This window comes from Selenomonas sp. ND2010, assembly GCF_000702005.1.
GTDB lineage: Bacteria > Bacillota > Negativicutes > Selenomonadales > Selenomonadaceae > Selenomonas_A.
The window spans coordinates 1-16,122 of sequence record NZ_JNKI01000040.1 but is presented as its reverse complement, the minus strand read 5'-3'; the positions used below and the strand labels follow the sequence as shown (position 1 = coordinate 16,122).

Below are 16,122 nucleotides of genomic sequence, written 5' to 3'. Positions count from 1 at the left end.
CCCGCCGCCGGCGACTTACCTCGAACACGAACTGGGTACTACTCCCCTGCAAACGGTAATTTGTAAAAAGCCCCCGCTGCCTGGTAATAGGGCAACGGGGGTGCTGTGTTTATGGAACGGTTAGGTTTGTGGTCGTGGCTGGCTTTATTGCTTGTTTTTGTAGAAGGCCAGCGTCCAGTTGTCGCGGCCGTTTTCCTTGGTTTGGTAGAGTGCCTGGTCCGCATTGTGCAGGAGGTCGGCGTAGGTAGTTCCGTGGGCGGGAGATAGAGCGATACCGATGCTGGCAGACAAGGCGGGGCTGCCGTCAGCGTGAAGTTCCAGGTTGCGCGCTGCCGTATTGATACGAGTGGCAATCGCGATGGCTGCTGGCCGGGGAAGATTTTCGAGAATCAAGATGAATTCATCGCCGCCAAAGCGACCGAGCGCATCGTTGGCGCGGACGATATGCATCAGGCAGAGGGCGAAGCGGCGCAGGATGTCGTCGCCTTTTTGATGGCCCATGGTGTCATTGGCTTCCTTGAAATGATCCAAATCAATGATGAACAGCGCATGACAGCGCTCCGGAGCAGGGGGCGTGGCGAGAATTGCCTTACCCGCTTGTTCGATAGCGGCTTTGTTCAGAAGGCCCGTAAGGGCATCCGTTTCGGCCAGCGTTTTGTAATTGTCGCGGCTGCGGTTTACCTCGGCCAGCGTATTGATAGTCGTTTGGAGAACTTGGTTTTTCTCTTCCAGGAGTATTTGTTGATGTTTAAGTTTCCGGCCATAGTGCCAGAGAAAGATGCCGCCGGCAAATAGCAGCAAGAACAGCCCAATGGCAAGTCCTGTCTGGATGGGGTAGAAAGCCAGCAGATGACTGATAGACAGATTTGGTTTCGTAGCCACGGTATGCTGCTGCATGATACGGACTAAGTCCTGTGGGTCAATCTGGATGATGGCCTTGTTGAGAATGGTCTTGAGAATGCGTGGCTGGCCATCCGCGATGGCCAGTGACATGGGAACTTGGACGTTTACGCCTGGGACAATGGTCAAATCTGGATGCAGGATGAGATTGCGCTCCGTCTCCAGATTGATGTTGTTGATCAGGGCAAAGTCAGCCTCTCCACGTGCAACCATATTTAAGCTGTCGTTGGAGCTCTTCGCCGTGCTGTTGATTTCCCAGTCGGGATATTCCTGCTGTAAATATTTGACCAGCGACGGCATGGGCTGGAACATGCTGACGCGGAATTTTCCAGTGGTGGTTGATGTTTTTGCCTCAAAAGCGCCAATCAACGTATAGGGAACCGTAAAGAACGAGTTGGTATAGGTGAAGGGAATTTCGTCGGGCTGATTGTTGTAGATATCCATCATGATGTCCGCTTCCCCGTTTTCGAGGGCGGCGATGGCTTCTTCGTAGGTTTTGACGTGAAGATACGAAAAGCGAAGGCCTGAATTGCGGCTGATGAGATTCAGCAAATCCGCATAGATGCCGGAGGCAATCCCCGTACTGTCATCTAGTTCGATATAGGGAGCGCTTCCGCCGAAAATGACGATGCGCAGTGGTTCGGCGGTTTCGATGAAGCGGCTTTCTGCTGGGGTATAATGGGTCAGCTGATGGTCAATGCGCTGTGTGAGTTGTTTCTTCAAATTGGGTTCAAAAGAGGGATTTTCCACACGCAGGCAGTTCATTGCCGTTTCGAATTCCCGCAGATGGGTTGAGTCATTCAGGCGGCTGGCAACCCGTACCGGAATGCGGGCAAAGGCCAGCAGGAATTGTTCGCCGGGTATGCAGTTGGTGGCCGTGTCGACGGCTAAATCGATTTCCTGGTCGACCAATGCCTTGACAAGCTGATCTTGGGTATCAAAATAATGAAGGTCAAAGGAGAGTTCATTATCATGCTGGAAGGTCATGAATTGGACGTTGGCATGACGGTTTTTGATCAAGCCGACTTTAGCTCCCATTATGGTGCTGAGGTCGTGTGCGTTGTAGCGCCTGTCACCAGCGCGGGTATAGAGACTTTCGATGTCGAAGCCAAAGCACTCCTGACTGAAGGCGAATTTATCAGAGGGAGTATCGGTGTAAGGATTTTCCGCCGAGAGCAGCAGGTCAATATCGCCGTTGGTAAGGCGCTTGACGCTGTCGGTGATAGAGACGTCTACCAGTTCATAATTCCAGCCAGCATGCTTGGCCAGTTCGTCCAGGTAGGAATTATAATAGTTGCGCATATAAATAGAAGACAGGATGCTTTGGTCCGGTTCGATATAGCCAATTCGCAATTTTGGCGCTGTGGCCGTAACAGTCGTGCTTAATATCAGGCAGAATAAAAGCATGACGGAGAAGATTCGTTTTATCATAATGCATTTCCCTTCGAATAAGCGGTTTGCAATAACTGTACCTTTCTATTCGGTATGGAAGCATGGTTCTCCTCCTTTGGTCAAATCGTCACAAAAAAACTGGGGATAACTTGCGAATCATACACAAGTTATCCCCAGTTTTTTGTCAGTATGTGGATATTTCTGTGGATAAAACTGTTTTGCTGCTGGGAAGCTTACGGATGACTTTTGCGCCAGCAGCAGTGACGGCTTTTTCCGCTAAAATCTGGGTTGCGTCAAGAAAGTTCCCCTCGAGTGCATATAGCGAAACGGCTAGCGGCATTTCGGTGCAGCCAAGGATGAAGGCTTCAGCACCGGCGCGGCACATGTCCTGTAATGTTTTCTGGACGTCGGTCGTATCGTAATGCTGTTTACCGGCTTTGACTCCGGCATAAATCATGTTATGGATGGCTGTTTCGCCCGCTTTAGTTGGTAGAAGGATTTCGATTCCTACGTGTTGAAGCGCGCGCTGGTAAATGCCCGAATGACAGGTCCCGGCAGAGGCCAGCAGGCCGACTTTTTGTAAGCCCTGCTGCTTACAGAACTCCGCCGTTGTCTCAATCATGCTGATGAAAGGGATTTTGAGATAGGGCATCAGGAGTGGCAGGAAGAAGTGGGCGGTGTTGCAGCCCATGATGAGAAAGTCGGCGCCTTGTGCGGTTAGCCGTTCCGCCGACTTTAAAAGCTCAGGTATCGGACTGGTTCCCTGACCAAGGATCGCTGCCGTGCGGTCGGGGATATTGGTGTTGTTGTCGACGAGAATAGGGATATGATCCTGGTCTTCACAGGCATCTGTCGCCAGGATGATTTTCTGCATGAGGTCGACGGTAGCCATAGGGCCCATACCGCCGATGATTCCGATGGTTTTCATGGGGCTTCCCTCCTTTGCTTCTTGCCTATAGGATATCATTGGCGTATTATATAAGCAAATACATATAACTTTAATAAAAATATAAAAATAATCTATGACATATGGAGGGAATATTCATGTTATCGGGGATGGATTACGTTTATGCCGTTTGGCAAGAGCGGAGTTTTTCGGCTGCGGCGAGGCGATTGTTTCTCTCTCAGCCGGCGTTGTCAGCGGCGGTGAAAAAGGTGGAGAAGGAATTGGGTTTGCCGATTTTTGACCGCAGCCGCAGTCCGCTGCAGCTCACCGATGCGGGGAAGGCCTATATCGAGGCTGTGGAACGGATTTACCGGATACAGAATGATCTCACCCGTTACTGTGGCGATTTGGCCGGGCTTCATAGCGGTTCGCTGAATTTGGGCGGCACGAATTTCTTTGCCTCCTGCTTTTTGCCCTCGATGATAGAGGCCTTCAGTCAAAAATATCCGAAGATACGGCTTTCCGTTACGGAATCCGATTCTGCGGACCTTTACGATAAGCTCGCAACGGAGGAGTTGGATATTATCGTAGACAGCGGAGTTTACGATGCTTCGTTGTACGAAATCTTGCCGTTTTATACGGATCATTTGCTGTTGGCTGTGCCGAGCAAGCTGGCGGTCAATGGACGCCGCGAAGTGGCAGCAGGGAAGATGATGCGGGCTGATATTCTCGCGGGGCGGCATTTGTCCGCAGATGTACCCATCATATCGTTGTTGGAATTTGCTGGGGAAGATTTCCTGTTGTTGGGCAAGGGAAACGATATGTACCGCCGCACCAAAGGGCTTTTCCAGGCAGCGGGATTTGCGCCGAAAGTCAGGCTTTATCTTAATCAGCTGATGACGGCCTTTCACATGGCAAGGCAGGGCATTGGGATTACGATTTTGACCGATACCCTGGTGAGTCTGGCGGCACCGACGGATGCCTTGGTTTATTACCGGCTGGCAGGGGATTTGGCGACACGGGAAACTTTTTTGGCCGTAAAAAAAAGAGGCTATCGGACCAAGGCAATGGAGGGGTTTATCCAGTCGAGTCTGGGACTCTATATAAAGGATTCCTCGCAGGGCCTTCAATCCGATAGCTGAGCTTATCTTGTCACAGCGTCACGCAGGGCGAAGATGAATTTTTTCATATTGATATGTACCTGTGACAGGCTGGGCTTTTGGTCGTCTTCAATCTGACGCATGGTGTTGCGAATATCGGCATAATCGAAGTAAAGCGGTGCATACTGTTCAAAGCGCGGGTCGGTGTAATCGACGGCGCCGAGCGTGGCAATATGGATGTGGGCCTGGTAAATCGTACGGCGCAGGCGCTGTTCCATTGCTTTGGCTTCGCGGGCGGCATCCGTCGTGTCCGGACGCATGCCGGCGACAGAGGTGAAGAGCATTTTGAGGCTCGGCACTTGGCCGCGGTGCTGGTTCAGCCAGCTTAGGATGTCCAGCAGGTCTTGGGCACCAGGGGCTGTGGCAATGCCGAGTTCCTGCAGGATGGCCGGCCCTTTGGCCGCTGGTTTTGGCGCTGTTTCCCGCGTGGCATTGGTCTGTGGCGTAAGGTTAGCGAGCGAATGCTGAAGATTCTGTGCGAAGGCTTCAAGCCGTAGGTGTTCACTGACGTTTTTAAGAACGCTGACAATTTCATTGCGATTGAGGGGTTTGGTGATATAGTAATCCACGCCTTCCCCATAGGCTTTGCCTACGAGGTCTTTGCTCTCGACTTGTGAGAGCATGATGACTTTGCCGGCAAAGCCGTTTTTTATTTTGGTCACGGCTTCGATGCCGTCGATACCGGGCATCAGCATGTCGATGATGAGAATGTCGATATGGTGGAGCGCGAGCAGCCCGTTGTCAAGCGTGGCCGCAGAGTCAAGGCTCACGGCAACTTCGCCAAGATTATAGTCTTCGATGATATCCTGAAGCATCATGCGAATCGCTTCGTCATCGTCAATCAGCATTATGTTCATAGTTTGATTTTCCTTCCATCTGTTTTTGCAGTTTATTACAGGGGAGTTTAATTTCGCAGGTTACCATGTTTTTGCCATCGGAGTCAATGGCAATGGTACCGCCAAGCATTTCGGTCTGGTGCCGGACATAGGTCAGTCCGACACCGCTGGATGCTTTGCCGGTACTGTCAAATTTGGTGGTATAGCCTGGGCGGAACACCTTGTCCAGCCGGTGTTGGGGGATGAAGCTGCCGGTATTGCTGATGCGGATGTGTAGAAGTCCGTCGCCCTTTTTGCCACTGATGGCGATGGTGATGAGACCGGAATATTTTATGGCCTCGACCGCGTTGGCGGCCAGATTGCTGAGAATCGAGAGCAGCATGAAAACATGAAGGGGGGGCAGGCCTTTTTGTACTTCGGTATGAAACCCGATCTGCTTATCCAGGGAGCGGGCGTATTTGGATTGGGTGTGAACCAGTAGTTTTACAATCTGGTTTGGGGGCAGGTAGTCTTCGACATGGCGGTTGCTGGTAAGCTCCTGCAGGCCTGCATAGATGCGCTGGTGATTCTTTTTGATTTCATGGCACTCTCCGGCAATGCGCAGGACTTCCCGGGCGATTGCCTGTTCTTCGGGGGTTTTCGCCCAGTTTTTTATCTTGTCGTAGACCTTGTAGCAGTCATGCGTGACATCTTCTGCGTTCTTCAGGGAGCAGCGTAGTTCGAAAGCTTCCTCATAGAGGTTGGAGATCAATAGTGCCAATCGGTTTTGCTCCTTGATTTTACGCGCGAGGCGGATTTCTGTGTTGTAAAGCTGGAACAGGAAGAAGAACGACAGGATAAAGAAGCAACGCAAAATGGCAATGAATAATAGCCGCAGCAGCATCTCAAGGGTAAAGCGGTAGCCGTGCTGATAGGCGATGGCATTCATGACGGCAAGCTCGGCAATGCTGGCAAATACCTCGGCAAAGATAGCCCAGAAGGCGATTTCCAGGGCTTGTGCGTAGATGGATTTGCGGGTGAGCTGGGGCAGGGCAAAAAATAGTGCATAAGTAAAATAGTAGAAAAAGTTTGGAACGTGAATCAAAAAGGAATGTCCTACAGGTTGTCCGTACAGGGCAATATCGAGACAAGCGCGGAATATCATCACGGCGATACCGGCGGAGATGCCGAGAAAAATCCGTGAAAAAGATTGAAGCCAAAGGAGGAAAAGCAGGAAAACCGGCGAGCCGAAACTCACGCGGAAGTTTTCGAAATCGCCGGTAAAGGGATGGATTTTGGGCTCGCCGGCAATTGGCACGAGAATGAGCATGAAAACGAACAAGAACCAGTCTTGACGCAGTGGCTTTTGATTGAACATGTTAGCATCTCCGTTAAAGAATTTATGGAAAAACATATTTGCCATAAATAAAAGATATAGCAATATATTTATAGTTAATACATAGAATTTTGTAGTTTCTCGTAGTCAGATAGTTATATTAATATCATCAAATAACTCAGTCGTCAATTGAAAACAATAAAATTGACCACTGAAACGGAATTATAGGGAGGAACAATCATGGCAGATTCAAAGGGAAATCAGGGGATGAGCCCGCTGGTTCGTGGCCTCATCTGTGTGGCCATCGGTGCAATTATCTGGTTTATCCCGGCACCAGCCGGGGTGGGCCCACAGGCATGGGGCCTCTTGGCGGTATTTATCGCAACGATTGCAGGTTTCATCCTGCAGCCGATGCCAATCGGTGCAATCGCGATCATCGCTTGCGCGTTGCTGCCGGTTTTGGGCATCATGAAAGCCGGTGAAGCACTGGCAGGTTTTTCCAATACGACGATTTGGCTGATCGTATCGGCATTTATGTTTGCTGAGGGCTTTATCAAAACAGGTTTGGGAAAACGTATTTCGTATATGCTTCTTTCGAAGTTCGGCAGCAGCACGCTGCGCGTCGCTTATGTTATGAGCGCGGCTGACTTTATTATCGCTCCGTTTACGCCGTCCAATACGGCCCGCGGCGGCGGCATCATCTATCCGATTGTCCGCAGTGTCACGGCAGCAGTAGGTGCTGATGCGGAGACGGGCAAAAACAAGAAGACGGGTGCTTTCCTGATGTTCAGTGCCTATGCCGCTGTCATCACGTCGGCTTGCATCTTCCTGACGGGTGCATCGAACAACGTCCTTTGCAACACATTGGCACAGGAGATGTTTGGTACTTCCATCGGTTGGGGTGAGTGGTTTATGGCCTGCATCATTCCGGGCCTTATCCTGACGATTGCTACGCCGTATATTCTGTACAAACTCATCAACCCAGAGATTCAGGATTCTCCGGAGACCATGCAGCTGGCTAAGAAAGAGCTCGGCGAGATGGGCGCTATGAGCATCAAAGAGAAAATCCTCTGCGTGATTTTCATCGCGGCACTCATCATGTGGGCAACGGGTTCGATCCACCATATTGACTCCGCTTTCGTTGCTTTGCTGGGCCTTTCCGCTATGCTGCTGACGAAAATCCTCGATTGGTCGGATATCACGAAACAGCATGGTGCTTGGGATGTTCTCGTATGGATGGGCGTCCTCGTTAATATGGCGGCTTATCTTTCCAAATTCGGCCTGATGAAGTGGTTCGCAGGTGTGATGGCGGCTCAGTTTGCTGGCATGCCTTGGATGACGATGCTGATTATCCTCAGCCTTGTCTATACCTTTGCACATTATGTATTGGCGAGCAACAGTGCACATATCATGGCACTCTTTGCTGCTTTCGCTACGATTCTCGTAGCTGCTGGTGCTCCGGTACTGGGAGTCTTGATCCTGTTGGGCGCGCTCTGCAACAGCGCATCCTTCCTCACGCACTATGGCTGCGGTGTTACGCCGATTTTCTTCGGTGCTAACTTCATGGGACAGGGTCAGTGGTGGAAGATCGGTTTCATCATCACGATTCTTCATATCGTGGTTTGGATGGGCGTTGGCCTGCCGGTCATGAAACTTATCGGTATGCTGTAAGCTAGTACAGACAGGGCTCGTAGGGGCCCTGTCTGCTACCAGCTAAAACTGTCGGAATTGTACATAAAAAATGTACAATGAATAAGGACAAAAATAAAAATTGTTCTTGCATGTATTTTGTATACATGATACAATAAACGTAAATCAAGCGATTGTTTAATCGAATGATTAATATCATTTATATCTACTAAAACTATGATGTGAGGTTTTTGGTGCTGCCGCGGGGATATTTAGCGACAGGCAAAAGAAAGGAACGTGGAAAAAATGAGAACAGAGCATGATTTCATCGGCGAGCTTCAGGTACCAGACGAGGTTTACTACGGTGTTCAGACGATGCGTGCCATCGATAACTTCAAAATCACGGGTCAGACGATTGATCCGGATTTCGTTCAGGCCTTTGCTAAAGTAAAGAAAGCCGCTGCTATGGCTAACATGGCTACGGGCCGTCTGCCGAAAGAGATTGGCGAGCCGCTCGTACAGGCAGCAGATGAGATTATCGAGGGCAAATGGCTTGACCAGTTCCCGGTTGACCCGATTCAGGGTGGTGCTGGTACTTCGGTCAACATGAATGTCAACGAAGTCCTCTGCAACCGCGCCCTGGAGATTATCGGCAAACCGAAAGGGAGCTACGATATCATTTCCCCGAATAACCATGCGAACATGGCTCAGTCCACGAACGACAGCTTCCCGACGAGCATTAAAGTCTGCCTTTCCCACAAGGCAAAGAAACTGACGGCTTCGCTCGATCGTCTGGCAACGGAACTCGAGAAAAAATCGGTTGAGTACAAAGATATCCTCAAGATGGGCCGTACGCATCTGCAGGATGCTGTTCCTATCACGCTGGGCCAGGAGATGGGCTCCTACGCATCGTCGATTCGTCGTGGCATCGACCGCATCAATCATGCCATCGATGGCATCCATGTCATGAACATGGGCGGCACGGCAGTTGGCACGGGCCTCAACGCTGAGCCGGAGTACATTAAGAAAGTTGCAGAGACGCTCTCTGAGGTTACGGGTGAGAAATACGTTACGGCTGACAACATCATCGATGCAACGAACAACACCGATGGTTTCTCGGATGTATCGAGCGCTATGAAGACGACGGCTCTCGTACTCATCAAGATGGCTAACGATTTCCGCATGATGGCTTCTGGTCCGCGCTGCGGTTTCAATGAGCTCAAGCTGCCGAAACGTCAGCCGGGTTCCTCCATCATGCCGGGCAAAGTCAATCCGGTTATCGCTGAGGTCCTCGACCAGGCTTGCTATCAGGTCATTGCTAACGATATCGCCGTTTCCCTCGGCGTTGAGAACGGCCAGTTCGAACTCAATGTCATGGAGCCGGTTATCAGCTTCAACATGTTCAATTCCATGAAGTACATGGCTAATGCTGTGGATACTTTCGTGGATAAGCTCCTCATCGATTTGGAGCCGAACAAAGAACAGTGCCAGGAATGGCTCGACAAGAGCGTCGGTGTCGTTACGGCTATGCTCCCGCATATCGGTTATGAAAATTCCGCTATGATCGCTAAGGAAGCCTACAACACGGGCAAACCGGTCCGTCAGGTCATCCTTGAGAAAGGTCTCATCTCTCAGGAGAAGATGGAGAAGATCCTTTCCCCGAAACAGATGACGACTCCGGGTATTGCTGGTTAATCGCCTAACCAAGAAAATTTCTATAGATTCCCAGAAAACACCCCAGGGCATAGGTCCTAGGGTGTTTTTGTGTTACCATGGTTACGGAAATGTGTGATGGAGTTTGTTACAATCAGATTCGAAGCTGTAAGCTGTATATTATATAGGAGGTTTTATTGTGAAAGGCTATGTGGATAAAGATTTATGTGTAGGTTGTGGAATGTGCACGGGCGCGTGCCCGGACGGGTTTCGCATGGGGGAGGATGGATTGGCAGAAGGCTGGCAGGATTTGCCGGACAGCAGTATCGATGATGCCAGACAGGCGGCAGAAGATTGTCCGGTAGGAGCTATAACCGTAAAGTAAAGGTTGCGCTATGCGGGCGTTCTTTCTCTTGCGGTGTAATTCGTTCTAGTATATTATATAAGGAGTATTGACTTTAGAGGGGACGGTTACCGTGGGCAAGATGAATGAAAAGGCAATTCAGGCGATGCGTGACTTTCTTGATGCTGTCGGTGTGGATATCGAGGCACGGGGGATGGAAAAAACACCAGCGCGTGTAGCTGAGATGTATCAGTTCTTGTTCGATGGCATGGGAAAGGATACGTCAGCGATTTGGGGGGATACCTTTGATGCTGGCTCGGATGGCATTGTGGCCGTCCGCAATATTCCTTTTTACTCAATGTGCGAACATCATCTGGTGCCGTTTTTTGGCGAGGTGAGTATTGCTTATCTGCCAACAGATGGCCGGGTGGCTGGGTTTTCGAAATTTTCGAAGCTCGTGGAAGTTCTCTCGCATCAGCCGCAGCTGCAAGAACGGTTGACGGCTCAGATTGCCGCCGCAGTTCAGCGTGACCTCAAAGCTAGGGGCGTGCTGGTTGTGGTCGAGGCCAAACAGCTCTGCATGACTATGCGTGGCGACCTCGCGCATGGCACGCGGACCGTCACGTCGGAGAAAAACGGGGTGTTTCAAACGGATTCCGCGCTCTATCAGCAGGCATGGATGATTCTAGGAGGAGAAAAATCATAATGACTGCAAAGCGCACGTATACGTTCATCGATGGAAAATCACTGACGCTGGGAGAGCGCACGCTTGTCATGGGGATTCTCAATGTGACGCCGGACTCCTTTTCGGATGGCGGTAAATGGAATACCCGGGACAAGATGCTCTACCACATGGAGCAGATGGTTAAAGACGGTGCCGATATCATTGATATCGGTGCGGAGTCAAGTCGGCCAGGGTTCACGGTGATGTCAGCGGATGAGGAGATTGAGCGATTGCTGCCTTTTTTGGATGCCCTCATTCCGGAATGCCCAGTGCCGGTATCCGTGGATACGTTCAAGGCTCAGACAGCTCGCGTGGCTGCTGAGCATGGAGTCCACATGCTCAACGACATCTGGGGCATGCAGTATGAGAAAGAGCCCGGGAAGATGGCTGCTGTGGCAGCGGAAACTGGACTGCCCATTGTCGTCATGCACAATCAGGATCGTAAAGAATATGCTGGGGATATCATTGATTCCATGAGGGATTTTTTCCGCCGTTCGATTGCCCTGGCAGATGCTGCGGGGATGAAGCGGGAAAATATCATTTTGGACCCCGGCATTGGCTTTGGCAAGACGCCGGAAGGCAATGTGGAGGTCCTTCGCCGTCAGCAGGAACTTTTGACGATTGATGGGGAAGAATATCCGTTGCTCTTGGGAACCAGCCGCAAGAGCTTTATCGGGGCGGCGCTGGATTTGCCCGTCGAGGAGCGCATGGAAGCTACCGGAGCTACTTGCGTTATCGGCATTATGAAAGGGGCAGGCATCGTCAGAGTGCATGACGTGAAGCCAATCGCAAGAATGTGCCGTATGACAGATGTTATACTAGGCAAGGGTGAAGAATGATATGGATAAAATAAAACTTACAGGACTCGACTTTTATGGTTATCACGGCTGCTTGCCGGAGGAACGTGAAAAGGGTCAGCATTTCTTTTTGGATATCACGATGTATGCGGATTTGAAAGTGGCGGGGCAGACCGATGATTTGTCGGCTACGATTAATTATGCCGAGGTCTATGAGACGGCTAAGAAGATTGTGGAGGGCGAGCCCTGTCAGCTTATCGAAGCAGTAGGAGAGCGGACCGCAGCGGCAATTCTCCGCGACTATGATAAAGTACAGAAAGTCCGCGTGACGGTTCATAAGCCGCAGGCACCTATCCCCGGTAAGTTTGAGGATGCGGCTATCAGTGTAGTAAGGACGCGCTCATGAACGAGAAAGATATCGCCTACACGATTTGGCTTAGCCTGGGTGCCAATCTGGGGAATCGTGGGGAAACGATCCGCGAGGCACTGCGAAAAATCGCCGCTATTCCGGCCACCTGTCTTTGGCAGGTGGCTTCTTTCTATGAAACGGCTCCCTGGGGGAAACTCGACCAGCCGGGGTTTATCAATACCGTGGCGGCTGTAAAGACCAAACTGCCGGTATTGGCATTCCTGCATGAGACTCAGCGTATTGAGCGGGAACTTGGTCGTGTCCGCCACGAACACTGGGGGGCGCGGACCATTGACATTGATTTGCTGGTTGCAGAGGGTCAGCAAATGGATACCGAAGAACTGTGCCTGCCGCATCCGTATTTGACGGAACGGGCTTTTGTGCTTTATCCGCTTCGCGACATTGCGGGGGGACTCGTGGTGAAGGGGAAGTCCGTAACGGCATGGTGTGAGGAATCGGCGATTAAAGCCCAGGAGATTACTTTAGCAGCGGAGTTGAATCACCCATGGCCATTAAAGCTGATTGCGGCCATGGACGAGAACCGGGGGCTCGGCTGCGCTGGCCGATTGCTGGCGCATATTCCCGCTGATTTGGCACGGTTCAAGGCGTTGACGACTGGCAATGTAGTCATCATGGGGCGAAAGACAGCGGAAAGTCTGCCCGGGGGAGCTCCGTTAGCGGGGCGCATCAATATTCTGCTGTCACGCAGCTGGAAGAACCTTCCCGGTTTTATCGTTTGTCATGAATTGGCTGATTTATGGGCGGTACTCGGCGAGCTGAGCTTGAAGGATCCAGCGAAAGAGTTTTGGTGTATTGGCGGCGGCGATGTTTACCGACAACTGCTTCCTTATGTGCAGCAGGCTGAGATTACCCGTTTGCGGGGACACTATGAAGCTGACACCTGGCTGCCGGAACTTTCCGGATTTGAGCTTGCCGGCGAGGAAGAAATGGAACAGGGCAGCTTTCAACATTGGCTGCGTATCGATAGGGAGAGGAACGACGATGGAAATATTTCATAATGATTGGGCAGAGCTGCTGGCAGACGAGCTTCAGCAGCCTTATTATCGCGAGTTGCGGCAATTTTTGATACAGGAATACCGTACGCATCGCATTTATCCCGATATGTTTGCGATATTCAACGCCCTTCATTACACGGCTTATCATGATACAAAAGTAGTGATTTTGGGGCAGGACCCCTATCATGGACCAGGACAGGCTCATGGGCTTTCCTTTTCTGTACTGCCGGGCGTACAGCCGCCACCGTCCCTACTCAATATCTTTAAGGAATTGCAAACGGATCTTGGTTGTACCATTCCGAATAATGGCTGCCTGAAACCTTGGGCGGAGCAGGGCGTATTGCTGCTCAACACGGTGTTGACGGTCCGTGAGCATCAAGCCGGTTCCCATCAGCATCATGGCTGGGAGACTTTTACGGATAAAATCATCAGTCTGCTCAATGCACGCGAAAAGCCCATGGCCTTTATTCTTTGGGGGTCGCCGGCTCGCCGCAAGAAGCAGATGATTACGAATCCGAAACACTATATTGTCGAATCGCCACATCCCAGCCCGCTTTCGGCACATCGTGGATTTTTTGGCAGCCGGCCGTTTTCGAAGGTCAACGACTTTTTGCGGGCGACGGGGCAGGACCCCATCGATTGGCAGTTGCCGAATGTGTAGCTTTTTTGCGTTTATATAAGTAAGAGCACCTCTTTATGGGAGGTGTTCTTTTTTGTGGAATCGGTTCTACTTTATTCTTGCCTTTTCACGATAAATGCCCTAAAATAATAGTAGACTATAGCAAGAAATGAATCCATGGAGGGACGCAGAGGAAATGGATCAAAAGGTTACGATAAAAGAAGTGGCAGAACTGGCGGGAGTTTCCAAGAGTACGGTATCCCGTTATTTGAATCATGGATATATCAGCACCGAAAAACAGGAACGCGTCCGGGCCGCAATTGAACAAACTGGTTTTCAGTCGAATTTCTTCGCCAAGCGGCTCAAGACAAAAGAGAGCAAATTGATTGGCATTGTGCTGCCGCGTATGGACTCGGTAACCGTTGGCAAATTGCTGGCTGGTATCAGCCGTGTGCTTGAGCCGGCTGGTTATCAGGGGATTTTGCTGGTCAGCCAGCTTTCGAGCCGGAAGGAGCTGGAAAATATCCGCAATCTGCAGCAGCAGGGCGTGGATGGTATTCTGGTGGATTCGGTCGGCATTACCGAGGAACATGTGAAAATTTCGCAGGAGGGGAATATTCCTATCCTTTATACGGGGCAGAAAAATGATAAAGTGCCCTTTGTCAAAATTGATGATGAGGCAGCTGGACGGATGATGGGGGCCTATCTGCGGCAGATGGGGCATAAGCATGCCGTTTTTGCCGGGGTAACCGAAAGAGATGCTGCCGTGGGAATTGATCGTAAACACGGCTTTATGGAAGCCTTCAAGGCTGGAAGATTTGGCGCGAAGGTTGATTTTATCGAGACGGGGTTTGACTTTTTGTCTGCCTATAATCGGGCAGAAGATGTGCTTCGCTGCAAAGCCAGTGTAGTGGTCGGTGCTACCGATAACATCAGCCTTGGTATCCTGCGCTACCTTCACGAGCGTGGAATCCGCGTTCCAGAAGAGATTTCGGTGGTCGGTTTTGGTGGCTACGAAGTGGGTGCGGTCGTATATCCGGCGCTGACGACGGTGGCCTTTGACTACGAACTGGTAGGCATGAAGGCGGCTCAGTATATGCTCGACCTGCTCCGTGAAGAGCCGGTTCAGGAAAATATGGAAATGCCACTTTTCTTTGTCGAGCGTGAAAGTGTACGCAATTTGAAACGCGAGTATGAAAAAGAAAAGCCAGGCTCGATGAACGGCCTGGCCTGAATGGTATTTGATTCGAGGATTATTTCTTGGTGAAGGTGATATGGGCACCATTGGAAAGAACCGGAAGACTGGGGCCCTTCACGATGATCTGTCCCGGCATGGAACCGGTGGAGTTGAACACGAGGGTGCAGTGCCCTTCTTCGCGGAGGTTGTCATTGGCTGCGTCGCCAACTTTTTCGACCGTGTACTTGACACCACCCATCAACAGCTTGTCGCCTTTTTTGATGTCTTCTTTCAGTTCACCAGGAGTGTGTTCGATGACCATATCGGACAGATTCGGGCGGATCCCTTCGTCGAGCAGAATCGCACTGCTATTATCCGAAAGGAAGGTTTTTGCCAAATTGCCGATAGCGGTAATTGATACATCATACTTAATATCCATACGATACATTCCTCCAATAAAATACACATGAATCGTCACTTACATCTTTTGGGTATCCTCTATTATATCATATTTTTCTTAAAGAAAAGGGGACAATTGCCCTTTTCTTACTTGTTTTCAGACTTTTTTTTGAATTTTTGGCGGTTTGTAAAAAAATGAATAAAAAGTGTTGACAAGAACTATATCCTTGAGTATAATATTTTATGTTGATAGCGCAAGGCGCTAGTAACACAGGGGTATCGCCAAGTTGGTAAGGCACGGGTCTCTGAATCCCGCATGCGTTGGTTCGAGTCCAGCTACCCCTGCCATATGAAAGCATAGCACCGCGAGAGCGGTGCTTTTTTGTGTATAGATTATAGGTGCACGAAGTTATAGAAGCCTCCATAAGCTTGATTCATCTACCTTATGGAGGTTCCTATGAATTTATCCATGCACTTTTTACAAATTACAGTTTGTAGGTTACAAGAATCTCATTCGAAGCAGCTCTTCGCCGCCGCTAGGGGCAGTGCCAACACTCCGCGGGAGATGTTTTTCTAAACGAAATTTTTATCTTTAATTAAGCATCGAAAAAGTTGCAAAACGCGCTTCGCTTGAACGGTAGCAATTTTTCGACGAACGGTGAGGATAAAAATTTCGTTCTTCACGAAAAACATCAAACGCTTCGTTTATGGCACTGCCCCTAGTGGCGGCTGAGGATGTGGCAAGTTTCGCAGGGCTACCCCCTCCGAGGGCGCAGCAATTCGTGCCGGCTCTAACCGAGGCGGCGGGGGCCCCAGTACCATAAGCGTAGCCTTGACGTTCCGCGTGAAGCAAGAAATTTTTGCCTG

15 protein-coding genes and 1 tRNA gene are annotated in these 16,122 nt (G+C 50.4%); 11 read left to right on the top strand and 5 right to left on the bottom strand.

The features are described from left to right. Positions 1 to 144 precede the first annotated feature (144 nt). Together T504_RS0111280 and T504_RS0111275 are read right to left on the bottom strand one after the other, a co-directional pair. The gene (locus T504_RS0111280) at positions 145 to 2,331 is read right to left on the bottom strand and encodes a transporter substrate-binding domain-containing diguanylate cyclase (RefSeq protein WP_033171181.1); all 2,187 of its coding nucleotides are present in this window, start codon (positions 2,329 to 2,331) and stop codon (positions 145 to 147) included. A gap of 145 nt (positions 2,332 to 2,476) precedes the next feature. Next, on the bottom strand, positions 2,477 to 3,220 hold the full coding sequence (locus tag T504_RS0111275) for a cysteate racemase (protein WP_033171180.1): 744 nt from the start codon (positions 3,218 to 3,220) through the stop codon (positions 2,477 to 2,479). A 116-nt stretch (positions 3,221 to 3,336) separates the two neighbouring features. Between T504_RS0111275 and T504_RS0111270 the strand changes: the two genes are divergently transcribed. Continuing rightward, on the top strand, positions 3,337 to 4,320 hold the full coding sequence (locus T504_RS0111270; protein WP_051635344.1) for a LysR family transcriptional regulator: 984 nt from the start codon (positions 3,337 to 3,339) through the stop codon (positions 4,318 to 4,320). A gap of 2 nt (positions 4,321 to 4,322) precedes the next feature. Here the strand turns inward: T504_RS0111270 and T504_RS0111265 are convergent, their stop codons facing one another. Continuing rightward, a complete protein-coding gene (locus T504_RS0111265; RefSeq protein WP_033171179.1) occupies positions 4,323 to 5,195 on the bottom strand; it encodes a response regulator in 873 nt (290 codons plus the stop codon). Further along, complete coding sequence (locus T504_RS0111260) at positions 5,176 to 6,531, bottom strand: sensor histidine kinase (RefSeq protein ID WP_051635343.1); 1,356 nt, start codon at positions 6,529 to 6,531, stop codon at positions 5,176 to 5,178. Before T504_RS0111260 ends, T504_RS0111265 begins: the two co-directional genes overlap by 20 nt. A gap of 198 nt (positions 6,532 to 6,729) precedes the next feature. Between T504_RS0111260 and T504_RS0111255 the strand changes: the two genes are divergently transcribed. From T504_RS0111255 to T504_RS0111215, 9 genes are all read left to right on the top strand, one after another. Then, entirely contained in the window at positions 6,730 to 8,160 is a 1,431-nt protein-coding gene (locus tag T504_RS0111255; RefSeq protein ID WP_231473906.1) for a DASS family sodium-coupled anion symporter, read from the top strand. A 264-nt stretch (positions 8,161 to 8,424) separates the two neighbouring features. Further along, positions 8,425 to 9,813 (top strand): aspartate ammonia-lyase, encoded by a 1,389-nt coding sequence (locus T504_RS0111250; RefSeq protein ID WP_033171178.1) that lies wholly within the window; start codon positions 8,425 to 8,427, stop codon positions 9,811 to 9,813. 157 nt (positions 9,814 to 9,970) lie between these two features. Continuing rightward, positions 9,971 to 10,156, top strand: a complete 186-nt coding sequence (locus tag T504_RS0111245; RefSeq protein ID WP_033171177.1) for a ferredoxin — start codon at positions 9,971 to 9,973, stop codon at positions 10,154 to 10,156. A 100-nt stretch (positions 10,157 to 10,256) separates the two neighbouring features. After that, complete coding sequence (folE, locus tag T504_RS0111240; RefSeq protein ID WP_033171182.1) at positions 10,257 to 10,820, top strand: GTP cyclohydrolase I FolE; 564 nt, start codon at positions 10,257 to 10,259, stop codon at positions 10,818 to 10,820. After that, entirely contained in the window at positions 10,820 to 11,677 is an 858-nt protein-coding gene (gene folP / locus T504_RS0111235; protein ID WP_033171176.1) for a dihydropteroate synthase, read from the top strand. Before folE ends, folP begins: the two co-directional genes overlap by 1 nt. Position 11,678: 1 nt before the next feature. Then, entirely contained in the window at positions 11,679 to 12,041 is a 363-nt protein-coding gene (gene folB / locus T504_RS0111230; protein ID WP_033171175.1) for a dihydroneopterin aldolase, read from the top strand. Beyond that, entirely contained in the window at positions 12,038 to 13,063 is a 1,026-nt protein-coding gene (gene folK / locus T504_RS0111225) for a 2-amino-4-hydroxy-6-hydroxymethyldihydropteridine diphosphokinase (RefSeq protein WP_033171174.1), read from the top strand. The genes folB and folK overlap by 4 nt, the downstream gene beginning before the upstream one ends. Beyond that, positions 13,047 to 13,721 (top strand): uracil-DNA glycosylase, encoded by a 675-nt coding sequence (locus tag T504_RS0111220; protein WP_033171173.1) that lies wholly within the window; start codon positions 13,047 to 13,049, stop codon positions 13,719 to 13,721. Before folK ends, T504_RS0111220 begins: the two co-directional genes overlap by 17 nt. 154 nt (positions 13,722 to 13,875) lie before the next feature. After that, entirely contained in the window at positions 13,876 to 14,913 is a 1,038-nt protein-coding gene (locus tag T504_RS0111215) for a LacI family DNA-binding transcriptional regulator (RefSeq protein WP_033171172.1), read from the top strand. A 19-nt stretch (positions 14,914 to 14,932) separates the two neighbouring features. Here the strand turns inward: T504_RS0111215 and T504_RS0111210 are convergent, their stop codons facing one another. After that, positions 14,933 to 15,295, bottom strand: coding sequence for a PTS glucitol/sorbitol transporter subunit IIA (locus T504_RS0111210; protein WP_033171171.1), 363 nt, complete (start codon positions 15,293 to 15,295; stop codon positions 14,933 to 14,935). 232 nt (positions 15,296 to 15,527) lie between these two features. Between T504_RS0111210 and T504_RS0111205 the strand changes: the two genes are divergently transcribed. Continuing rightward, positions 15,528 to 15,603 (top strand) — tRNA-Gln (locus tag T504_RS0111205). Positions 15,604 to 16,122 lie beyond the last annotated feature (519 nt).